This is a genomic window from Paenibacillus sp. CF095, assembly GCF_900101225.1.
GTDB lineage: Bacteria > Bacillota > Bacilli > Paenibacillales > Paenibacillaceae > Paenibacillus.
Genome location: NZ_FMZN01000009.1, coordinates 49,905 through 72,477, shown reverse-complemented (window position 1 = coordinate 72,477; position 22,573 = coordinate 49,905). Strand labels below are relative to the sequence as shown.

The window sequence follows — 22,573 nt, the reverse complement described above, 5'->3', positions numbered from 1 at the left end:
TCTGCTTGCGTTATCTGATCTTATTTTACACGGAACTGAATGTCTGCGTCACCGCATCCCGAAAATCTTTCGTCATCAAAACTCATCTGCAATATGAAAAAGCCGGTATACCGTCCGCTCCGTCCAAGCGTAAGAATCCCGGTAATCCCAAAATCGGTGACGGCTGCTAACCGTATGTGCGTTAACAAGCGGCATGCCGCCCGCATCAAACGCGGTCACAACGGTGCTGTGCTGAAATCGTCCATCTCCATCCCAATCGTAGAGAATAACATCGCCGAGCATCAGCTGCTCAGGACGCTCCACTTCTGTCGCGGTCAGACCCCAGCTGCTGCCTGACAAATAACGCTCCAGACTGTTGGAAACTGCCCAACTGTAACTCCACATTTCGGAGCCGTTCACATACCCTTTATACCACCAGCCGGCTTCTCTCCTACCAGTATAGTGGATGGGTGCGCCCCCTGCAAAGAGACATTGGGACACGTAATTGGTACAATCCACATCAAATTCCTCAAATGCCGGATTCCCCGCATTCCACCACCGATCTGCATAGGCAACTGCCAGATCTCTGCGATATGACTGTTGCCGTGAACTTCTTCCTTGACCCAGCACTTCCCGATTCAGCAACGGCCGATTCATCGCCTGTACAAAATCAGCTTGTTGAAACGGACGTCCTTCCCCAGCAGGGCGACGCTCCGGCACTTCTCGCTCGACCCGTCCAATGATCCATCCACCACTCTGCCGCAGAAAGGTTAACCGCTCCCGCTCAATCCGGTCCTCCCGGTGAGTGATCCCGCTCTTCTCGTAGAACAGTCTGCTGTACAATTGTACATCCACCACCGCTTCTTCCTGGCCATCCATAAGCGTGCGCACAAGCTTGGCGCTGGTCTCGCTGCGAAGAGGCACGGCGCGCCGCTTACGATACCATTCGTCCAGCCTTGCCATACGCTCTCCCCGTTCCACCACGAAGTCAGGATCGGTAACGATCCGTTCGCTGGTCTGTGGACGGTAGTCGATCTCACAGCGATTGTACTGGTTCACGTAAGTATATAAGGCACTCTTCCATTCCCGTTCCAAGCCTATGTCCCCCTTTGGCATGAGTTCTGTCTGGAATATTTCATTGCGTATATAAACTCCTACTATTCATATGAAAGGGTCTTCGGTTGTATGTACACGGCTCAGGAGGGAGATCCGAAATTCGGCAAATACAGGTACACAAGATATCTTATTCCTGCTCGCTTCACGAAAACGCCTTCATCGGTCCAAAAGCTTGCTTGATCAGGCAAAAAGACCTTTACGTACGGAGGTGAAAACGGTATACTTAAAACTAAAGTTATGATTATGAAATTACGTTTCATCTGATGAAACTGACGAACAAGAACACGGAACGATGAAGGCCTGTTCTTCACCTAAATGAACGTTTTCTTCATCTCACCGACACATCCCAAGGAGGTACATGTATGTCAGCAAAGAATCATTTCTCCGCCGCTCGCAGTCTTGAGGTTGGAGGCAAGTCTTACCGCTACTACAGTCTCGATGCTCTTCAGGAAAACGGCCACGGCGATCTTTCCAGGCTTCCTTTCTCCATTAAAGTGTTGCTTGAAGCAGCAATTCGTCAATTCGACGGACGTGCCATCACCGAAGAACATGTAAAACAACTGACCGGCTGGGCAGATGGCCGTGACAATAACAAGGAAATTCCATTCATCCCTGCACGTATCGTTCTGCAGGATTTCACCGGTGTACCGGTTGTCGTTGACCTCGCTGCAATGCGTGATACTGTGAAAAAAGCAGGTGGCGATCCAAAACAGATCAACCCGCTCGTACCGGTCGATCTCGTTATCGACCACTCCGTTATGGTTGATGCTTTTGGTACCAACGATGCACTTGATTACAATATCAAAGTTGAGTTCGAGCGTAATGAAGAGCGTTACCGCTTCTTGCGTTGGGCGCAAACGGCATTCAACAACTTCCGTGCAGTTCCACCATCCACAGGGATCGTTCACCAGGTTAACCTGGAGTATCTGGCTTCCGTGGCAGCAACAAAAACTGTTGACGGCGAGACCGTTGTATTCCCGGATTCCCTCGTAGGCACAGACTCCCACACCACCATGATCAACGGACTTGGCGTTGTTGGTTGGGGTGTTGGTGGAATCGAGGCCGAAGCAGGTATGCTGGGCCAACCGCTTTATTTTGTTACACCGGACGTTATCGGTTTCAAACTGACAGGCAGCCTGAGTGAAGGCGCAACAGCAACGGATCTGGCACTGACCGTTACCCAATTGCTTCGTAAAAAAGGCGTTGTTGGTAAATTCGTAGAGTTCTACGGACCAGGTCTTGCCAACATCGGTCTGGCTGACCGTGCAACAGTAGCCAACATGGCACCAGAATATGGCGCTACCATCGGTTTCTTCCCTGTTGATAGTGAAACGTTGAACTATTTGCGTAACACTGGCCGTCCTGACGAGCAAGTAGAGTTGGTTGAAGCTTATTACAAAGCTCAAGGCATGTTCCGTACTTCCAGCACCGTTGACCCTGAATTCACAGATGTGATTGAACTGGATCTCGGCTCTGTTGTACCAAGTCTTGCCGGACCAAAACGTCCACAGGATCGCATCGAGCTGACACAAATGAAAGAAAGCTTCAACAGCATCATTCGCACACCTGTAGATAAAGGCGGCTACGGTCTGAGCGATGAGAAAATCGAACAATCCGTACCTGTGAAACACCCGAACGGTTCCACCAGTGAACTGAAAGCAGGCGCTGTTGTGATCGCGGCGATCACAAGTTGTACGAATACTTCGAATCCAAGTGTTATGGTTGGAGCGGGACTACTGGCGAAAAAAGCAGTTGAACGCGGCCTGACCAAACCAGGATATGTGAAAAGCAGTCTGACACCAGGTTCCCTTGTTGTTACCGAGTACCTGGAAAAAGCAGGCCTGATCACGTACCTCGACCAACTCGGATTCAACGTTGCCGGCTACGGTTGTGCAACATGCATCGGTAACTCCGGCCCACTGCCGGATGAAGTGAGCGAAGCTATTGCTGAGAACGATATGACCGTAGCGGCTGTATTGTCCGGTAACCGTAACTTCGAAGGCCGTGTACACGCACAGGTTAAAGCCAACTATCTGGCATCACCACCACTCGTTGTGGCATATGCACTTGCAGGTACTGTGAATATTGACTTTGAAACCGATCCAATCGGTTATGATACGAACAATGAGCCTGTATTCCTGAAAGACCTCTGGCCTAGCTCCGAGGAAATCAAGGATACCATCGCTAGTTCCCTGAACGCTCAGATGTTCCGCAACAAGTATGAGAACGTATTTACAGCCAACGAGCGTTGGAATGCGATCTCTGTACCGGAAGGCGAATTGTACGAGTGGGACCCGAACTCCACGTACATTCAGAATCCTCCGTTCTTCCAGGAGCTTGGCGACAAGTTGAACGATATCGCAGATATCCGTTCTGCACGCGTTATGGCATTGCTTGCGGATTCCGTAACAACGGATCACATCTCGCCAGCAGGTAATATTGCACCATCCAGCCCGGCTGGACTTTACTTGAAAGAGCATGGCGTAGAGCGCAAAGACTTCAACTCCTACGGTTCACGTCGTGGTAACCATGAAGTCATGATGCGTGGTACGTTTGCCAACATTCGTATTCGTAACCAGGTAGCTCCGGGTACTGAGGGCGGTATCACGAAGTACCTGCCAACGGACGAAGAAATGTCCATCTACGATGCTTCCATGAAGTATCAGGATGAAGGACAGAACCTGATCGTTATCGCTGGTAAAGAGTATGGTACAGGAAGCTCCCGTGACTGGGCGGCAAAAGGAACATTCTTGCTCGGCGTCAAAGCCGTTATCGCAGAAAGCTTCGAGCGTATCCACCGCAGCAACCTGGTGGGCATGGGTGTAATGCCACTGCAATTCCAGGAAGGTCATGGCTGGTCCAGCCTTGGTCTGAACGGACGTGAAACGTATGACATTACTGGCCTCAGCAATGATGTGAAGCCAGGACAAGAGTTAAAAGTTACCGTAACTCGTGAAGACGGTACACAGTTCGACTTCCCTGTTATCGCTCGTCTGGACAGCATGGTTGACGTGGATTACTACCATAACGGCGGTATCCTGCAAACTGTATTGCGTCAAATGATGAAAAAAGCTTAATTACATCAATATTTAATGTGATGAAGTTATACCAAAAAGCTCCCCATCACGTGCGATCTGCACGTGGTGGGGAGCTTTTTTGGCTTTGCTTTTTATAATCGGTATACTTTTAAAAATCAATTTTCAAGGCCAACTGCCTTTTAATGCCCAATGTGATGTGAGGCTTGATCTAACAGTTGAATCGTGCCCATGATCAGAAACAAACACGACAGAGCAATTAACGAGCCTCCGACCCATCTCGACATGATCACTCGCTCCGTAATCTGTTTTTCCGAAGCATCCGTTACCTTGTGTGGATACACGAGAAACGTTAGCCCTGCGCTAATGAACAGTACAGCCATTATAATCAAGTCCTTCTCCTCCTTACACGTGACTTTCCTTAGAATTTAACTTTTTCGTCGTCACGTGGGATTCTCCTCCCACCAACACCTTTTTCAGACCTATAGCCATAGTGAAAACAACATATCCAATCAAGCCGCCGAGTGTATTAAGCATCAGATCATCCACATCAAATATGCCCATGCCAGTCACTAACTGTGTCACTTCATAGCCCAGACTGAGCAGCAGAGACAGTAAGAGTACCTTTACTCCAGAGAATAACTTGTTGCCCGTCAACACAGGAATGAAGATGCCTAGCGGGATAAAGGCCAGTATATTGCCTGCCAGATGGATTGCGGTGCCCGGACGATGTAACGACAAGCTGTTCCAGTCTCGTGAGATTTCCTGGAATGGTGTCAGGTTCACGGTTCGCTTATGTATCAGATCCGGTTGTTGCAAGAACGCCATCAGTCGATCCTTCACGATGCCAAAATCGACCGGGCTTCCTTTAAACAGAATCAGCTTAGTCAGCAGATATAAATAGATAATGAAAACGGCAATCCAAAGGATGTAATGTTTGCTTTTCTTCTGGTTGTTGTGCTTCATGTTGTTTTGCCTCCCTTGTGTTGCCCTGTTATTTCTTTACGGTGACAATAACGCCATCCTTGTTATCCCCCGATATTTCAGTTTGGCCTTGCTCAGGTATGTAAACGGTTGTGTCTCGGGTGGCTCGATAATAGCGGATATGATACTCCTCACCCTCTACTTCCACAGTAATGTTCTCTTTCTCTTTAAGCATATCGAGATACTCTTCAAGTACCAGATTATTCTTATACATGACAGCACTGTGCGGCAGCCCTACATATCGAAAGTGCCATGGTTCATACTGAATACCGGTGATGCGCACTTTATCCTTTGGGTAACGTAAAATAAATCCGTATTTCCATGCATTCTTCTCCAGCCATGCACCCTCTGGTGCTTCATTCATGGCACCCAGGCTGGAGCCAATATCCAGGGATAACCCGAGATTGTGCTCACTGTGACCCGCAGGAAGTGCATAGTCTGAACCCTTTTCCCGATATAACTCGTCCTGCTTCGTAAAATCCCTGTACCCGCTGCTGACGAGAAAATATCTGACTCCCTCTTCGCCTGCTGCTTCAACCATCCTCTGAAATTCCTGCGCTACCTGTCGTGATAACATGATTTTCTGATCCAGTATTCCATATCCACGAAGCAGATCATCCTCATGTGCCACATATACAATATCGGATTTAACTCCTTCCGGGTGAACGGGGTATTGCTTATCAACTAGTAACAAGTTGCCCTTATGTACCTGGTCCTGAATGTTTCCGGTGACGGATACGGTATAACCTGCGGGATTTTCACGCGTATTCTGGATCTCGATGGGCAATTCATCCTTCTGCTGAATCCATCCCGGTGATTGCGTAACGATATATCCGATCAAAATGATACATATCAAAAAGCCCCACTTTTTCATGCTTGTTCCTCCTTTTACCTCATACATCAAGGATAGACAACACAAGTTAAAGAAAAAGCAGGGCAATTTTAAAGTTTTTCTTAAATTTGACGTCAACCTTATTGGAATACGGGCAAACGAACTTCGAATAACGTCCGTACCACGTCGCTCTGGGCCGAGATCGTACCATCATGCTGCTCCACAATATTGCGAGCGATAAACAGTCCGAGGCCTGTCCCACCCTCCTGAGGTGTCCTGGCACGATCTCCGGTGTAATACATATCGAAGATATGTGGCAACTCCTCCGGACGGATATGTCCACCATAGTTAATCACCTGAATGATGACCTGTTCTGCATCCCGATATCCATTAATATCTACGTACATGCCATCCTTGCCATGCCGTGCAGCGTTAATCAGCAGATTCTCGAACACACGAGCCAGCAGCTCGCCATCACCGGAGACCGTAAGATCAGTGTCTATTTTTAGTCGGACGACTAGTTGGTTCTTTTCAAATACAGGATAGAGCTCTTCGTTCATCTGTTTTAGCAGTTCGCTAAGATCCAGCTGTGTCTTGTTTATAGGCAACATGCCATAGTTCATACGAGTAATTTCGAACAAATCATCAATCAGCTTCTCCAGACGCTGTGATTTGGTGAATGCAATCGACGTAAAGTGCCGCACCTGCTCCTCCGTCAACTGATCATCCTTCATGAGCAGATCCAAATATCCAAGCACAGACGTCAGCGGTGTTCGCAGATCATGCGCCAGATTGACGACAAGCTGGTCCTTACTATTTTCAGCAAAATCCCCTCGTTCTACCGCTTCCTTTAACTTCTCACTTGCCAGGTTCACATCCTCCGCAATCGTACCTAACTCGTCCTTCGAGGAGATCTGCACACGATGCTGAAAGTCTCCATTGGCCAAATGTCTGATCCCTGTAGAAATGTCCTTGAAATACGTCGCGTAGGGCTTGGTAAACCAGAAGAAAAATAGAATGGCCAATGGGATAAATAAGATCATGAAGAAATAGATATCCCCGATACTTCTCATAAAATGACGATATTCAGCAAGCTGATCTTCTGCACGAACACCCGAATAATAGGCTTGTAAAAGCTTATAAATCCCATAGGTAATTGCGCCAGAGGCAAGCATGCTTAACCCCAACAACATAATCATGGTTGTGCGAAAACTTCTTCTTTTAGTCATTAAACGTGTACCCCACACCCCAGATCGTTTTGATAAACTTGTTCTTGTTCACATCTTCTCCCAGCTTTTTGCGCAGGGTTCGAATGTGGACCATCACGGTATTCCCACTCTCATAATAGGCTTCTCCCCATACCTGTTCAAAAATGTTTTCTGCACTGAACACCTGCTTGGGGTGGCTCGCGAGCAGATACAAGATGTCGAATTCCTTCGGTGTTAGTTCCACTGATTTGCCGTAGAGTGTAACGCGATGTTGATCTGGCGTGATGATGAGCCCACCCTTCTCCAGAATGGACCTCTGAACAGGCGCAGACTGGCTGAATTGCAGCGAACGACGCAACTGGGAGTTGACCCTGGCAACAAGCTCCATCGGATTGAATGGTTTGGTCATATAATCGTCCGCACCCATCACGAGTCCCGTAATTTTGTCCATATCTGACGTTTTGGCACTCAGGAAAATGATTGGTAAATGATGCTGCTCCCGAATTTTACGGGTCACCTCATACCCATCCATACCAGGCATCATAATGTCCAGAATCGCCAAATCTATCGCTTGGGTCTGAACAGCTTGAACCGCCGCCTTCCCGTCAAAGGCCTTGATGGTGTGATATCCTTCTTTTTGTAAATGTAAAGCAACCAGATCAGCGATCTCAACTTCATCGTCTGCGATCAGAATCGTAATTCGCTTCATTGCTTATTCCACTCCTATGTGTGATGCTGGGCATTATAACATATTTGAATCCAACAGATAAACCAATGAAAGGAATACATACATATGAAACTGGAGCGTTTATTAGCCATCGTGGTGCTGTTAATCAATCGTGGACGGGTACAAGCCAAAGACTTGGCAGATATGTTCGAAGTATCGATTCGGACCATCTATCGGGATATCGATACATTGGGTCAAGCAGGCATCCCGGTGGTGACGTATCAGGGGGCAAGCGGCGGGATTGGTCTGGCAGAAGGCTACCGGCTGGATCGAAACGTGTTAACAGATAAGGACCTTGCTTCCATCGTCACTGCACTGCGCAGTGTATCCACTTCCCATGCCAATGCGGCGCGTGAGCTTCTGGTGGAAAAACTCAGCAGTATCGTACCTGAATCCAAAAATGACGATTTTCAGGCCAATACCAATCGATTCATCGTGGATTATTCAACCTGGACGCATCCCGAAGCGCTGAAAATCAAGCTTGAACTTATCGAACAGGGTATGGATCAATTACGACCCGTAACCTTTACCTACTGCAGTGCGGAAGGTATCCAGACTCACCGCACTGCCGATCCTCATACCATCGTACTTAAGAAACATTCCTGGTACCTGTATGCTTTTTGCCACGAGCGGAATCAATTTCGCATGTTCAAGCTTGTGCGCATGCAGGATGTCACGCTTGCTAATGAGCACTTCGAGCGTAAAGTCATTAACCCCCAGGACAGACCCTGGCAGCAGGAATGGACCCGCCCGGACAATCAAGCTAGGTTAACCTTGAAATTCCATCCTCGCGTCCGTCATATTGCGGAAGAATGGTTCGGGATCGAGAACGTCATCCCTGATGGGACTGGGTATTACATCAGCCAGGTTGCTTTTCCCGAGGATGGCTGGTTATATGGATTCATTCTGGGCTTCGGCGCGGACGTTGAAGTATTGGAACCTCAGCATATTCGGGATGAAATCTGCCGTATCGCGGAGCAAATTGTACAAAATTATATACCTCCGCCTCAAACCTGACAGACAGCTGTCCAGTTCCTCCTCGTATACTTCAGATATATTCAATCTGTACATATATGAGGAGGAACTGATCATGAACGTCACTGTATGTCAAAGCTGCGGCATGCCGCTCACAACCCCTGCCCAATTCGGAACGGAAGCAGATGGAAGCACAACCCGTGAGTACTGTATCTATTGTTACAAAGAGGGCAAGTTTGAGCAGCCCGGTATGTCACTTGAAGGCATGACGGAGATGTGCACTGCCATTCTGAAGGACGAAGGCATGGATGAGGAATCCGCTCGTTCGATGCTGCGTAACCAGCTTCCTTTTTTGAAACGTTGGCGCACAAATACAACGGATCAACATACAGAATCTCTCGCTGAAAACCCTACTGCTTCCGCTAATCTTGGTCAGGTAACAACAGATCATTCGTTCTCTGCCCAGCCCGTTCGTTATGTCACGCTCCCCGGCAAACGTCTTGCCGGCGTATCCGCCCGCACAACCAATGCCATTGAGATCAGTGGCAAAGGCTGTATTCAGGGACTCTGGAACAATTATTTTTCCTCAGAGCACCTTCCTGCACCTGAAGCCGTCCGCTATGGCTCTTACACGGATTACACCGATGGCATAACCGGTGAATACACCATACTGGTAGGGCATGAGGTCAGTCCGAACGAATCATTGCCTGAAGGATTGGACGACATTTTACTCCCTCCTGCAACTTACGCCGTATTCACTTCCAGAAAAGGACCGATGGCAGAGGTTGTTGGCGAAGCTTGGGGAGCCGTGTGGGCATGGGAGAAGCAAAGTGATCGTACGTTCACCGGGGATTTTGAGTTGTATGATGAACGCAGCCTGAATCCCGAAAGTGTACAAGTGGATATATACATCGCTGTTCACCAAAGTAGATAAAACCAACACGATACCACCTCAGACCGGATCAAAGTTTCCTCGTATCCTTATGTATATCAGACAAGCTGCCGAGTTCACTCGGCAGTTTTTTTGATGTTCATCCCATGATACAACCGCCTATAGTACCAAGTTAGTTAGCATGTAACCTACCTATTCAACCAGACAATATGCCTCATAAGCGGGTACCATTGACTTCCTTAAAATTGGGACTATTCACATAACAACCGATTCGATCCTCCCATATCAAACCTTTCATATCAGGTCCTTTACTCCTGAATTTCCCTAAAAACGTTTACATCTCCTTAAAACCGGGTAAAATCACTACAATCCAATTGGAATTACATTCTAAAGTCATCTATTTCGTCTAACAAGTCACATGTACCTATATGCGCACCTGGCATGGTAACCAGTCGAAATACATAATTCACAAAAAAACGCATCAAAGGAGGAACCAAGATGATCCGCATGCCTATTCAGCAAATGATCCCGTACCATCACCAATATCCGCGCAACACGGCGACCACTGCTCCTAAAAAGGAGAATGAGAACACTCAAGGTCTATCCTTTCATGAAATTTTACAGCAAAAAATGGCGAAGAAAACTGCTTCTCCTTCCCTTAGATAAAATGAAAGCCGGACGATTGCCTGTCCGGTTATGAACCGTCTTTCCGCAGCTTGGTGGAAGGGCGGTTATTGGCGTTGAGCCTTAAATGACTGTACAGTTCTCAGGCATGTTTCCTATAATGATTTAAATATCTAAGAGATCCATGACATATACGAACTGTAAAAGGGGACTTAGCACATGATCACCATTGGTTGTTTTCACGCTCATTATTCCAACATCGCCTTAATTGAAGAGACGCTTGCTCCTTATGAAGTTGAATTGGTCCATTACGTCGATCCAGGTCTGGATCGTCTTAAACATGACGCTGACTTTTCCGATGTCGTCATTCGCGAGAAGGTAGCCCAGACGCTCCAATGGATCGCTGAGTGTCATGCCGATGCCATTCTGGTCACGTGTACCCTGTTTGCGACAGTACTGGAGCAGGAAGCCACACAGGTCCCTGTGCCGGTGATCGGCATAGATGATCCGTTATTGCAGGAGATGCGGCGAATACCGGGAGATTACATAATAGCATTCACCAACCCGGCAACCATTGAAGGAACGATGGCACGGGTGAATCAGGCATTACAGCAAGAGGATGAAAATGGGCAACTACACGTTGCCAAGACATCTCAGACGGAAGCGGTGTGCATCCCGGGGACATTTGAGTTGATTATGCGTGGAGATCAGCAAGGGTATCTCGAAGCGGTACGTGAAGGATTACAGCAGATTGCTGAGCAGTATCCGGGTAAAACGGTAGTGGCAGCCCAACTATCTATGGCTCCCGCTGCTGCACAGGTTACAGTAGATCGAAGTATTCCGATCCATAGCCCGCTGGCATTGCTTGCGGCGTATTTGGAGAATAATTTGGGCGTGGCTCGATAGTAGTGGTATCAAATAACTAATTCACACAAAATTTTGTTGTATACTCCTGTGATCTAGTTAAGAGTTAGTAGAATAAATATATGTATGTTTAATTTATTATTTACATAAATACATATTAATCCTAATTTTTTAAAATAATAATTAAATATACATAATTTAGGTGTACAAACCTAGGGGTTTTATGGTAAATTTATATTGTTATAATTTAACAAATTACTCAGAGGGTGAGGTTTTACATTGAAATTATTGCGTTTATCGAAGTTACTGTTGGTTTGCTGTCTATGCCTATTGCTTGTTCCTACCAGTGCTTTCGCTTCTGCAGAGAATAGAACTGTGAAATTGGATATAACTTTATTAAAGCAGGGTATTCCTTATGAAGTAATAGAATCCTGGAGCCCTGAGTTTAAGAAAAGTCTTTCGAAAGAAGATGGATCAATTGAAGTAGTGGCTCATGAAAAAGCCCCAGCACCTGAATTCAACGGAGAGGTTGGACCACTCGGAAATATCAAGGATGATCAATTTGACTATTATATAACCATAGTTCGAACTGATAATGTTAATAATCGTGAGCGGTTTATGGTTGCATTAACAGGAAAGTGGAAATCAATGCCTTTTTGGCGCTTATCTGATGCTTATGGCGCTTCTTTTGATAAAGAAATTTGGAGAGCAGTTCCAGGTTCTGCGTATTATGAAGATAAAGTTAAGTATAGCGGAAACTCTACTTTTACAACTTTAGGAAGTGGACGTAATTTCTCATATACTGGTGAGAATGGTGTTGGATTCAATGCTGATCTCAAAGGGGGCATTATTATAACAGAACAGGTTGCCTCTGCCGTCTTTACAATAGAACATAAAAAGCAAGGAAATCAAAGTGGTCTATCTCAAATACAATCCAATTACTACCACATTAAAGGTACGGGCAGTGTAGGATTGAGTTTTGGAGCTCTAGAGGTTGGCTTCTCAGGCTCGGCTGATAATGATTCCAGAGGTACACTTAAAAATTTTAATTATTAATAAAGTCTTTGTTAAATATATTTATGTAGTATAAGGTAGAATAAAGTATATAAAGTAAAACTCACAAAAGAGAACGATATAAAAATCGTTCTCTTTTACACATTTCACTCAACAGGAGAGGTGAATAAATTAATGCGATTTTTATATATTCTTATCTTATTCCTAGTCGGTATGGGTTCTTCCGCACTTCTACATGCTAGTAATCTTAAACTATCTGATGGCGTGCTATTTGTCATCGCAGGCATCCTATTTCAGATTTGGCGTAAGTTGGATTGAATCCAAAATTTACGGTGAAGCGGGTTTAGCCTTGTCCAAACATTAATCCGTATTTATAATTTAAAGCTACAAAAAACCTTTATCACCTGACTCCCTTAGGAACGTGTCCGATATTCCTCGGCCTTTTCCTGCATGCCCGCTGCTACAGCCTCATTCTCGGACAATCCTTTATCCGCGGCAAAGGCACGAATGTCCTGCGTGATGCGCATGCTACAGAACTTCGGTCCGCACATGGAGCAGAAATGAGCTTCTTTGGCCCCTTCTGCTGGCAGCGTCTCATCATGGTAGGACAGCGCACGTTCAGGGTCCAGTGACAGGTTAAACTGGTCACGCCAGCGGAATTCGAAGCGCGCCTTGGACAATGCATCATCCCGGCGTTGAGCACGTGGATGGCCTTTTGCCAGATCGGCGGCGTGGGCTGCAATCTTGTAGGCGATGACCCCTTCCCGCACATCATCCTTGTTGGGCAGGCCCAAATGTTCTTTTGGTGTAACATAACAGAGCATGGACGTGCCGAACCAGCCAATCATGGCCGCACCAATGGCGGATGTGATGTGGTCGTATCCCGGAGCAATGTCGGTCGTCAGCGGCCCCAGCGTATAGAACGGTGCCTCTTTACATATCTCCATCTGCAAGTCCACATTCTCTTTGATCTTATGCATCGGCACGTGACCCGGCCCTTCGATCATCACCTGCACATCATGCTTCCATGCGATCTGCGTCAGTTCCCCGAGCGTAGCCAGTTCCGCCATCTGAGCTTCGTCATTGGCATCGTAGATACTGCCTGGACGAAGTCCATCTCCCAACGAAAACGCCACATCATACCTTTTCATAATCTCGCAGATTTCTTCAAAATGGGTGTACAAAAAATTCTCCTGATGATGCGCAAGGCACCATGCTGCCATAATGGACCCACCGCGAGACACAATGCCTGTCATCCGCTTGGCGGTCATGGGAATATAACGCAGCAGTACACCTGCGTGGATCGTAAAGTAGTCCACTCCCTGCTCTGCCTGCTCAATGAGCGTATCACGGTACAACTCCCAGGTCAGCGCTTCCGCTTCGCCATTCACCTTCTCCAGCGCTTGATACAGCGGCACCGTACCAATCGGCACAGGTGAATTACGGATGATCCATTCCCGGGTGGTATGAATGTTTTTGCCTGTGGACAGATCCATCACCGTATCCGATCCCCAACGTACCGCCCAGGTCATCTTCTCCACCTCTTCCTCGATGGAGGAAGATACGGCAGAGTTACCTATGTTGGCATTGATCTTCACGTGAAAATGACGACCGATTAACATCGGTTCACTCTCCGGGTGATTGATGTTGGATGGCAGAATCGCACGTCCACTCGCCAGCTCCTGCCTTACAAATTCCGGTTCTACGCCCTCACGAATGGCGGCAAACTCCATCTCTGCCGTAATGACTCCCTGCCTCGCATAATGCATCTGAGTCACACAGCGTCCTGTCTGTGCTCGCAGCGGTTTGCCACGCAATCCAGGGTACTCTTCGGCTCCAGCTCTCTTCCCTCCGGGCTTTAGTCCGTTATCCTCCGGTTTAACCGTACGACCCTGATAAGCTTCAACATCGCCACGCTCTGTGATCCAGCGGGTACGCAGGGCTGGTAGACCTGCACGGATATCGGCATGAAATCCGGGATCGGTCATCGGCCCGCTCGTATCGTAGACACGTAGCGGTTCGTTATGCTCCACCCCTTGGGGAGTATTCGTGTCATGAAGGGCTATCTCACGCTCAGGTACAGCAATGTCGGGCCGTGAGCCCTGAATGTAGACTTTGCGGCTGCCCGGAAAGGGCTGAATCCGTCCGGCCGCTCCTGTTTCTTTTTCCACCTGCTGACCGTTATGTTCCTGCTCCATCGCTTGTTGTCCCGTTTGATTTCCTGTACTCATGTTCGCTTGTCTCCTCCTCAGTGTTCGTCGCTTGTTTGGTTGGTATCGTCATTAGCTTACTTACGTACCTGTCCCAAATCATGCGCAATGCAGAGAAGAAAGAGCGATCCTACGCCAGACCAGGGGAGACACTTTTCATGTACAGTTAACAACAGACGGAGGCTGCCACAGATCATGAATCTATGGTGACTTCTCTCTCATCATACAAGCCCACTTTCGCAGGTTATTGAAAAAAGAAGTCAATGGAGTACGCGCTATATCGCCCGTTCACTGTATATAAAAAAGCCGGTCCCCGAAGGAACCGACTTTTATGTCCATCACCAATAATGCACCTTCAATCAGCTCCTTAACGGAGACTACAAGGGTCACATCATGAGGTGGTTGAGGTCATATCGCCGATTACTTCCCTACGCTGGTATGATCCAGATCAGGTGCAAAGGGTCCGGAATCTCAAGCGATTCCGTCTCAGTCCGGACAATTCGGACTCCCCCAGTAACGTTAGTAAGTTGCGGCTTACATAAGCCGCCGTTCATATTCAATGAAGCTGGCCCCGTAGGGCCGTCCATTACAGAGTAGCGCAACCGGAACATAAAAACAACCTTTATATTCCAAATGATCAAACTCCATTGGAGAAAAAAACTTACATAAACATCAGGATAACATGAGCCCCATCTGCGTAGCAGCATCCTTCAATACAGGTGCGTATTCATGCAATGTCTCCTGCGAGAGTCGACTGACAGGCCCTGAGACCGAGAGCGCAGCTGCAATATTGCCTCTGCGATCCATAATCGGTACAGATACCGCGGCAGCTCCCGGCTCACGTTCCTCATAACTCGTCGCATATCCGTTATCCCGGATATCTCCCATTTGCGCCAAATACACCGCGGGATCAATAAACACCGGCCATTCCGGGCCGTTCATCAGTTCTTCACGATCCTCGTCCGTGGCAAACGCCATCAAAACTTTGCTGGAAGCGCCCACAGACAGCGGGAGTCTAACACCAACGGGGGCGACTCGGCGAATCGCCTGATCACTTTGCACAGCCTGAATCCGTATCCGTTCACTCCCATCACGCAGGTACAGACTCACGGTCTCCCCCAATCGATCTCTCAGTCGCTCCATCGCAGGCAGCAGCAGAATAGCGGGATCATCACTGCGGGACATATGAGCCGACAGTTCCCAGATTCGGATGCCAAGTCGGTACTTCTCTGTTGCTGCATCACGGATCACGAACCCTCGATCCTCCAGCGTAGCCATCAAACGGTGCACTGTACTTTTGTGCAAGCCGATCTGGCTGGCAATTTCGGTGAGTCCCAGATCACTGCGTGTGGTAAAACATAATAATATATCCAGCGCCCGTTCCACAGCCCGGACGGTTAACTTGCGATCTTCCATGGCATAATGCCCTCCTCATGTTTCATCACATGAAACTTGGTTACATAAATTATATGAGAAACGGTCTCATCTGTAAACCAAAAAGAGCCAAAATCAAAATAGGCCAACCTGTAAATTTTTCCTTTTTATAAGACTTAATCCCCTGTAATTTACACACTAAGGTAATGTTACCCATATATCTTAAGAACTATATAACAATTGCGTAACAAATGCCCTCAATCAATTGACTTTGACTATACTGGAACATACGATAAAGATATATTACATTAAGATATCGCTCTGAAGCAGGCTCTGAAATCGACGCAATTCTCTTTTCATGTCGTTGTTATCTTCAACTGAACTTCAAAGGAGGGGCATTCATGTATCCAACATCCCAGAGCGAAGCCCCGCTGCATACAAAAGTGTCCGATCTGCCCTCTTCCCTATCACCGAGGCTGATTCGGTTCAAACATATTATCGTAGCGTTGCTGCTCTCCGTTGTATTTTTTCTACTGTTTTGTTTTATCGCACTGCATGGTTATATCGCATGGGTATTATCCAATCCAACGGTAGCGCCTGTCTTCTCCAATCCGATGCAAGCCAAGAACATGAAGTATGAAGACATCACGTTCCCGGCAGCAGATGGCAGCCGCACGATGCAGGGATGGTATATACCTGCTGATAATGCTGCAAGCAAAACGATTATTTTCAGTCACGGCTATGGTGCCAATCGTGAAGAAACATGGGTACCTATGTATGACCTGGCACACTATGCCCATCAACTTGGGTTCAACGTGGTCATGTTCGATTATGGCTTCGCCTCACAGGTGAACAAAGCTGTAGCCACAGGTGGCAAAGCTGAGTCACAGCAATTGCTGGGTGCCATCCAGTTTGCCAAGCAGCGCGGTGCACAGGAACTGGTTGTCTGGGGTTTCTCCATGGGTGCCGGTACGGCGCTTCAAACTGGACTGATTACACAGGAAGTGGATGCGATGATTCTGGACAGTACGTTCCTGCTTGAGCCGGATACACTGTACCACAACATTCATAACCAGATCGATCTCCCGCGTCAGCCCACACTCGAGATCATGAATCTGTTGTTCCCTGTTCTGAATGGTACCGGATTGCAACAGATCCCGTATCAGGAAGTGAAAAAGGAAGATTATCCGTTCCCGATTTTCTTTATCCATGGTACGGAAGACGAGAAAGCGCCTTACCCGATTGCAGAGCAGCTCGCCGCCAACCAGACCAATCCGTACTCGGATGTATGGATTGTCCAGGATGCGCACCATGAGTTGATCTTCCGGGAGCATCCAAAGGAATATCTGCGCCGTGTCTCAACGTTCCTGAGTCATGTAACGAAGACAAGCAGTGACGATGTGCAGAACACGAATAATGGAGAATAATTAAATTTCAATCATCGAATTTTCCGTTGATTTTTGAGCCCCTCAGGGGCTCTTTTTTTTGCACTCATAGGACAACAGGCTCGCGGAATATACTCTTGGGACGCATAAATAGACAGTCTGCATGTAATGAATTCTGAAGGAGGTTCAATATAGATGAATTGGTATGGATATGGTCACCTGCTGCCTCTGCGGACATTGGAGGAAATCCGTTTCTGGAAAGAGCAGGAGAAAGAACATACACTCGTCATTCGTGCCCTGGTTCCTGATCTGGAGCCCCCATACGTCAAGCTACTGGAGGAATGGGAGGTTACCTTTGCAAACAGCGAGCGAGTAGCCAATCAGCTTTTAAAACAACTATTGCCCGCAACCCATCCGCCTGCTCCCTACATCGTTCGTTGTATCGATCAACTTGTGTTGGCAGCTCGGCAGCAATCGAGAGAGTTCATCAAACAGCTGTATGTTCTTCTGGAACAAAGTGCTGCTGTGCAAGCTGTTCCGCTTGCCAAAGTACTTATTCTACATTTTATCCGCGAATCGGAGTATTTTCTGGGCGTATTGGATACGCTTAGCCAACCTGGTATCTTGCGTGAAACGGATTCGGAGCCGTCACTTTTTCTGGAAAATGCGCTGCATACGTCAGGGTCAGGAAACATCCAACGCCAAGCTTCAGAAGCTCCAACTTCTCCAGAGGGAAATGTAAATGCACCTGCCGCTTCAGCTCAGATCCAATCTGCAACCGTTCAACCGCCTTCTACCGGAACAACACAAGCCACACCCAGCTCTACAGCACCTCCTGTAAAAGAAAAGCCGGTTCCCATCGGAGGACACACACTGCCGCCTCTCCCCTATGCGTACAATGCGCTGGAGCCACATATTGATGAGCTGACGATGCGTATCCATCATGACAAACACCATCAATCTTATGTGGACGGACTAAATGTAGCAGAGAAAAAGCTGGCGGAATCGCGAAAAAAGAACAACTTTGAACTCATCAAACATTGGGAACGCGAACTCGCCTTTAACGGGGCAGGCCACTACCTGCATACGATCTTCTGGACCATTATGAATCCTGCTGGAGGCGGTAAACCTTCCGGTATGCTCGCAGAACAGATCAAACGGGATTTCGGAAGTTATGAGGCGTTTAAAAATCAATTCACAGAAGCTGCGAACAAAGTGGAAGGCAGTGGTTGGGCGATGCTTGTCTGGAGCCCGAGAGCACACCGTTTGGAGATTTTGCAGGCGGAAAAACACCAGAACCTGTCCCAGTCCGATATCGTACCGCTCCTGCCACTGGATGTGTGGGAACACGCCTACTATCTGAAACATCAAAACGAACGTAAAAAGTATATCGAGGATTGGTGGAATGTCGTCTACTGGCCGGCTGTAGCTGAACGGTACGAAACAGCACGCAAGTTGTTGTGGCCGCCTTATTAAGCTTGAGCTTAGATGGATGAGAGAAAAAAGAGATACCTCCAGCCGAATGACTGAAAGATATCTCTTTTTGATGTAACTTTGATATTAACAATATCCGTATTATTGACTGATCGATGCCGCTTCAATCGCTTTATAAGCCCAATGTGTATCAGGCACATCCGACCACTGTCTTGCTACATTTGTTGTAGATTCAAGACCGATCAATTTATTGAGCATCGTGACGGCTTCAGCGCGAGTTACAAGCTGACCTGGACGGAAGGTACCATCCGCATACCCTGTAACCACTCCTACCGCATTCAATTGAGCTATCGCTTGCTGCGCCCAATGATTGTTCAGATCATTAAATGTATTCGTTGCATCGGCTGCTTGCTCAGCACTCAGTAAGTGCTGTAATACGCTGGCCAATTCGCCTCGAGTCATTGCTTGATCTGGCTTAAAGCTGCCGTTTGTATAGCCTTTAACATAACCGGATTGAGCAGCGGCCGCAATTGCCGATTGTGCCCAGTGAGTAGATTTCACGTCTTTAAATGTGTGATTTCCTTCCGTTGTTGACGTGCCGCCCAGAACACGAGTGATCAACGTAGCCATCTCCGCACGGGATACGGAGCGTTCCGGTCTGAAACTGCCATCAACGTACCCTTGAATATAAGGCCGTGCATTCAAAGTGTTGTGTGTCCAGTCCTTAACTTTGACAATGGAGAATGTACTGAACTGGTCTACTTCGATCTCGACTCCTTGTTGATTATTACTGTCTAGGTTAACCAGCTTGCCATGAACAAGTTCTTTAGTTCCGTTACTGTGTTCAATGTACACACCGAGTTCTTCTGACTTCACACCTACGAGTTGATTAGCTCCAATGGGTAATACGAGCGTTACTGGACGACTCTGCAAATTGGTTTGGATGGTCATTGGACGGCCGAGAATCTGGATATCCTGTGTACCTGCAAATTGTATAATCGACTCATTAGACTGTGCTCTCGTTTGAATATCTGCACGTTCAGCCTCTTTTTTGACGGGTACGAGGCGGAAGTAGATATCATCTGTACGATCTTTTAGAGAGCTGGCTGGAATCGTGATACGTACGTTAGGATTAGAAATAATCAGGTTCACACCTTGCTCAGCCAACAGCGCAGACGATCCTGAAGAAAGAGTCAGGTCCCATTGCGATACTTCGTCCTTTGCATCCGGAATAAGAATAACTGCTGTGCTGGAACCCGTCTGCTTCAACTGATCGATGATTAATTGTGCTTTACTCTGATTGAGCTGAAGCTCATCTCTGACTGTACCATCCGTTCCCCGAGTACGACTGATCTCCAATGAAGCTATAGTAGAAGCTTGATCTCCATTCTCCACGTCCACCTTAATAACTTCTTTCTGCGGCGCAGGAGAAGTTACTGCAGGTGCAGAAGGCGAAGGTGTTGATGGTGCAGGAGTAACAATACCCCCACCTCCGTTACCCGGTGTTTCCGGGTTCGATGTATCTGCTTCAATCGTAACAACATTGGAAACTCCATATTCTGATAAGCCACCTTGATAATGTGCTTTAACAGCAAATATATACTTTCCACCTTCTCTGAGATCCCTAATCTCCCAGTGATCAGCCAGAACGGACGAAGAAACTAGAATCCATTGGGAAGAGTCATCAGGAGGTGATGTCCCTTCGTACATGTATACCGAGGCTATACCGTTAGAGAGATTATCCCATGACAAAGTAACCTGTTTCCCGCTTTTGGTTGCCACTACATGCTGTGGTACAGGGAAATCAGGATCGGGATCCGTACCGCCTCCACCTGAATTCTCCCCTTGCGGAATCACAACGTTTGATGGAACATAATTCGAATTCATACTTTCGGAAGCATAAGATCTGACCGCAAATACATAGGATTCCCCGTTTGTTAAACCAGTGATTGCTTGTTCATTTGTGAGCAATTCGGTTACATTGATCCACAGATCCGGATCTTCGGGCGCTTCCGTCCCCTTATACATATACACATAATAATTAAGCTCAGGATCACCAGTCCAATGAATGGTAGCTTGACCATCACCTGCTGTGGCCGATACCTCTTCTGGAAGAGGAGTTAAATTATTTAGAGTTGCATATATCCATGATCCCATGTCTACAAGTTGTCCATTCGTATCTTCAACCGCCATGTATAATCGGTAATAGATGTTGCCAATTAGTCCTTTTGACAGGAAAGACATTTCTTCATTCGCATCCAAGTCAATATAGGATTGTTTGTTAACAGCGTTTAATTTGGTAGTCTCTTTTGTCTGTTGATCGGCAAACATGTCCCATTCATCATTATCAAAGTAAAATCGGCCTGCCTTATTCAGTTTCACTGTAATTTTAGATGTTGTTTGAGTAACTAATCCGTGCTTTGGATAACCTTCTGCAAAGTTGATTGTAGGATCAGGATGTGGTGGATTCGGTGTATTCCCCATTTTGGAGGAACGTAGTACCGGATATCCATCATTGATTCCTTGCCGGAACGTCCATACTTCAACAAAATCCCACGCATTGTAGCTGGACTGTTGTTTCATCTGTTCGGTAGGAATTCCATTTCCGTTGTTAGCCTGTCCCTGCTGATGGAGGGAACTTTTGATCAAATCATAATAAATATTAGAAAAATTCACTTGGGCTTCTGGATCAACCAGAGAACCTACGACTGACCCTATCGTTTGCTCATCAATCATCAATGATGTATCATCAGGATCTCCAATGGCAAAAGAAGCAGCAACATAATTATTTCTGATATTTATTTGTGCTTCATCATCTGATCTGCGAACTTTTTTAACTTCACCAATCAGACCTCCAATAGCTTCAGCAGCATATTCGTTTTCCCCTGATGCAACAGAATTAACATAACCAACTACGTAGTTATCCGTAATTGCTTGATCTTGCTCAAAATTAAGTTGACCAATAAGACCACCTACCTGGTAGTTTCCAGTCACTCGCCCCGATCCATAACTCTGATGAATTGATGTGCCATTCGACTCTCCAATTAGTCCACCTATAACCTCATAACCATTTACCTCGCCTTCAGTAGCATTTCTAAGGATAGTGTCTCTATTACTTTCGCCAATTAGTCCACCAAGAGAATCGCCTTCCTCACCTGAGGCGACTACTGTGACATTAGTGCTGTTATCTAAATACGTGCTATCGTCTGATAATCCTGTAATCCCTCCCACTCTTATATTCCCTTTAATATCTCCACTTAAATGGACGCCTTCAATGATTGAATTTGCAATATCTCCTGCAAGGCCGCCTACGCGAGCATTTCCCACGAACGAAACATCTTTTAATATGAGATTTTTTACCTCTGCATCTCTTAATCCATAGAACAATCCAACATAGTCCTGATTTTCGTCTGTCGATTTCAAACCAGAGATCGAATGTCCCTCTCCATCAAACCTTCCCGTAAACGGTTGGGGTTCTTCTTCTATTTTTTCAGTAATAGGTAACCAAGATCCCCCATTCAAATATGCACTCATTACTTCTTCAGTTATGTCAGTCTTCAGCTTGTAATTGCCGTTTAAATCATATTGTACGCATGTCAGTTCTGTTAGCGTACCAATGAGATTCCATTCCACTCCATTCGAATCTGTTTCTGTTGCCTCATAACAACTGTCTGCCTTTGCTATGCCCTGTTCAAATAAGACTGGCAGCATGCCCAAAATCATGAGGAACGTTAAAATACTTACCCCTGAGCGTCTTAGTATACTAGAGCGTTTAAATTGACTCTTCTTCTCCATGTGTGAATCTTCCCTTCTCTATCTTTTGTGGGAAGATTATAACGAATAGCTCTGAACCGATTCTGAACATCAATCGACAATTCACATGAAAAAGGCTATTTTTTGCATTCCAAAAAAAAATCATA

General features: G+C 46.7%; 17 protein-coding genes and 1 riboswitch. Of the genes, 8 read left to right on the top strand and 9 right to left on the bottom strand.

Annotated features, from left to right (window positions below; genetic code table 11):
- Positions 1–75: 75 nt before the first annotated feature.
- Positions 76–1,095: an amidase domain-containing protein gene (locus tag BLS69_RS30295; RefSeq protein WP_197997991.1), complete on the bottom strand. Its 1,020-nt coding sequence runs from the start codon at positions 1,093–1,095 to the stop codon at positions 76–78.
- A gap of 362 nt (positions 1,096–1,457) precedes the next feature.
- On the opposite strand from BLS69_RS30295, the gene acnA reads away from it, so the two are divergent.
- Entirely contained in the window at positions 1,458–4,172 is a 2,715-nt protein-coding gene (acnA, locus tag BLS69_RS30290; RefSeq protein WP_091039027.1) for an aconitate hydratase AcnA, read from the top strand.
- Positions 4,173–4,312: 140 nt separating this feature from the next.
- On the opposite strand, the gene BLS69_RS30285 is transcribed toward acnA, so the two are convergent.
- The 5 genes from BLS69_RS30285 to BLS69_RS30265 form a co-directional block, all read right to left on the bottom strand.
- A complete protein-coding gene (locus BLS69_RS30285) occupies positions 4,313–4,522 on the bottom strand; it encodes a hypothetical protein (protein WP_091039025.1) in 210 nt (69 codons plus the stop codon).
- A gap of 13 nt (positions 4,523–4,535) precedes the next feature.
- Positions 4,536–5,096 (bottom strand): VanZ family protein, encoded by a 561-nt coding sequence (locus tag BLS69_RS30280; RefSeq protein WP_091039024.1) that lies wholly within the window; start codon positions 5,094–5,096, stop codon positions 4,536–4,538.
- A gap of 28 nt (positions 5,097–5,124) precedes the next feature.
- Positions 5,125–5,988, bottom strand: coding sequence for a M15 family metallopeptidase (locus tag BLS69_RS30275; protein ID WP_091039022.1), 864 nt, complete (start codon positions 5,986–5,988; stop codon positions 5,125–5,127).
- A 98-nt stretch (positions 5,989–6,086) separates the two neighbouring features.
- Positions 6,087–7,175 carry a HAMP domain-containing sensor histidine kinase gene (locus BLS69_RS30270; RefSeq protein WP_091039020.1) on the bottom strand — a complete coding sequence of 363 codons (1,089 nt, stop codon included), beginning with the start codon at positions 7,173–7,175 and terminating at the stop codon, positions 6,087–6,089.
- Complete coding sequence (locus BLS69_RS30265; protein ID WP_091039018.1) at positions 7,168–7,863, bottom strand: response regulator transcription factor; 696 nt, start codon at positions 7,861–7,863, stop codon at positions 7,168–7,170. The genes BLS69_RS30270 and BLS69_RS30265 overlap by 8 nt, the downstream gene beginning before the upstream one ends.
- An 84-nt stretch (positions 7,864–7,947) precedes the next feature.
- Between BLS69_RS30265 and BLS69_RS30260 the strand changes: the two genes are divergently transcribed.
- The 5 genes from BLS69_RS30260 (at position 7,948) to BLS69_RS30245 (ending at position 12,292) form a co-directional block, all read left to right on the top strand.
- Entirely contained in the window at positions 7,948–8,898 is a 951-nt protein-coding gene (locus BLS69_RS30260) for a helix-turn-helix transcriptional regulator (protein ID WP_091039017.1), read from the top strand.
- A 73-nt stretch (positions 8,899–8,971) separates the two neighbouring features.
- Complete coding sequence (locus tag BLS69_RS30255; protein WP_091039015.1) at positions 8,972–9,790, top strand: zinc ribbon domain-containing protein; 819 nt, start codon at positions 8,972–8,974, stop codon at positions 9,788–9,790.
- A gap of 456 nt (positions 9,791–10,246) precedes the next feature.
- Positions 10,247–10,414, top strand: a complete 168-nt coding sequence (locus tag BLS69_RS32375; protein ID WP_165980452.1) for a hypothetical protein — start codon at positions 10,247–10,249, stop codon at positions 10,412–10,414.
- Positions 10,415–10,591: 177 nt separating this feature from the next.
- A complete protein-coding gene (locus BLS69_RS30250; protein ID WP_091039013.1) occupies positions 10,592–11,278 on the top strand; it encodes a hypothetical protein in 687 nt (228 codons plus the stop codon).
- Between the two features lie 237 nt (positions 11,279–11,515).
- Positions 11,516–12,292, top strand: a complete 777-nt coding sequence (locus tag BLS69_RS30245) for a hypothetical protein (protein WP_143023645.1) — start codon at positions 11,516–11,518, stop codon at positions 12,290–12,292.
- Positions 12,293–12,663: 371 nt separating this feature from the next.
- Here BLS69_RS30245 and thiC read toward each other — a convergent pair whose 3' ends face one another.
- Both thiC and BLS69_RS30235 read right to left on the bottom strand, forming a co-directional pair.
- Positions 12,664–14,448, bottom strand: a complete 1,785-nt coding sequence (gene thiC / locus BLS69_RS30240; RefSeq protein ID WP_143023647.1) for a phosphomethylpyrimidine synthase ThiC — start codon at positions 14,446–14,448, stop codon at positions 12,664–12,666.
- A 420-nt stretch (positions 14,449–14,868) separates the two neighbouring features.
- A riboswitch (TPP riboswitch) is annotated at positions 14,869–14,982 on the bottom strand.
- A gap of 150 nt (positions 14,983–15,132) precedes the next feature.
- On the bottom strand, positions 15,133–15,876 hold the full coding sequence (locus tag BLS69_RS30235) for an IclR family transcriptional regulator (protein WP_017690772.1): 744 nt from the start codon (positions 15,874–15,876) through the stop codon (positions 15,133–15,135).
- A 359-nt stretch (positions 15,877–16,235) separates the two neighbouring features.
- On the opposite strand from BLS69_RS30235, the gene BLS69_RS30230 reads away from it, so the two are divergent.
- Positions 16,236–17,261 carry an alpha/beta hydrolase gene (locus BLS69_RS30230; RefSeq protein WP_091039008.1) on the top strand — a complete coding sequence of 342 codons (1,026 nt, stop codon included), beginning with the start codon at positions 16,236–16,238 and terminating at the stop codon, positions 17,259–17,261.
- Between the two features lie 153 nt (positions 17,262–17,414).
- A complete protein-coding gene (locus tag BLS69_RS30225; RefSeq protein ID WP_091039006.1) occupies positions 17,415–18,695 on the top strand; it encodes a Fe-Mn family superoxide dismutase in 1,281 nt (426 codons plus the stop codon).
- 99 nt (positions 18,696–18,794) lie between these two features.
- Here BLS69_RS30225 and BLS69_RS30220 read toward each other — a convergent pair whose 3' ends face one another.
- Positions 18,795–22,448, bottom strand: a complete 3,654-nt coding sequence (locus BLS69_RS30220) for an S-layer homology domain-containing protein (protein ID WP_091039005.1) — start codon at positions 22,446–22,448, stop codon at positions 18,795–18,797.
- Positions 22,449–22,573 lie beyond the last annotated feature (125 nt).

Bases quoted from the DNA above. Each gene is read 5' to 3' on its own strand.
- BLS69_RS30295 (WP_197997991.1), bottom strand. From the start codon at position 1,095: ATGCCAAAGGGGGACATAGGCTTGGAACGGGAATGGAAGAGTGCCTTA.
- acnA (WP_091039027.1), top strand. From the start codon at position 1,458: ATGTCAGCAAAGAATCATTTCTCCGCCGCTCGCAGTCTTGAGGTTGGA.
- BLS69_RS30280 (WP_091039024.1), bottom strand. From the start codon at position 5,096: ATGAAGCACAACAACCAGAAGAAAAGCAAACATTACATCCTTTGGATT.
- BLS69_RS30275 (WP_091039022.1), bottom strand. From the start codon at position 5,988: ATGAAAAAGTGGGGCTTTTTGATATGTATCATTTTGATCGGATATATC.
- BLS69_RS30270 (WP_091039020.1), bottom strand. From the start codon at position 7,175: ATGACTAAAAGAAGAAGTTTTCGCACAACCATGATTATGTTGTTGGGG.
- BLS69_RS30265 (WP_091039018.1), bottom strand. From the start codon at position 7,863: ATGAAGCGAATTACGATTCTGATCGCAGACGATGAAGTTGAGATCGCT.
- BLS69_RS30260 (WP_091039017.1), top strand. From the start codon at position 7,948: ATGAAACTGGAGCGTTTATTAGCCATCGTGGTGCTGTTAATCAATCGT.
- BLS69_RS30255 (WP_091039015.1), top strand. From the start codon at position 8,972: ATGAACGTCACTGTATGTCAAAGCTGCGGCATGCCGCTCACAACCCCT.
- BLS69_RS32375 (WP_165980452.1), top strand. From the start codon at position 10,247: ATGATCCGCATGCCTATTCAGCAAATGATCCCGTACCATCACCAATAT.
- BLS69_RS30250 (WP_091039013.1), top strand. From the start codon at position 10,592: ATGATCACCATTGGTTGTTTTCACGCTCATTATTCCAACATCGCCTTA.
- thiC (WP_143023647.1), bottom strand. From the start codon at position 14,448: ATGGAGCAGGAACATAACGGTCAGCAGGTGGAAAAAGAAACAGGAGCG.
- BLS69_RS30235 (WP_017690772.1), bottom strand. From the start codon at position 15,876: ATGGAAGATCGCAAGTTAACCGTCCGGGCTGTGGAACGGGCGCTGGAT.
- BLS69_RS30230 (WP_091039008.1), top strand. From the start codon at position 16,236: ATGTATCCAACATCCCAGAGCGAAGCCCCGCTGCATACAAAAGTGTCC.
- BLS69_RS30225 (WP_091039006.1), top strand. From the start codon at position 17,415: ATGAATTGGTATGGATATGGTCACCTGCTGCCTCTGCGGACATTGGAG.
- BLS69_RS30220 (WP_091039005.1), bottom strand. From the start codon at position 22,448: ATGGAGAAGAAGAGTCAATTTAAACGCTCTAGTATACTAAGACGCTCA.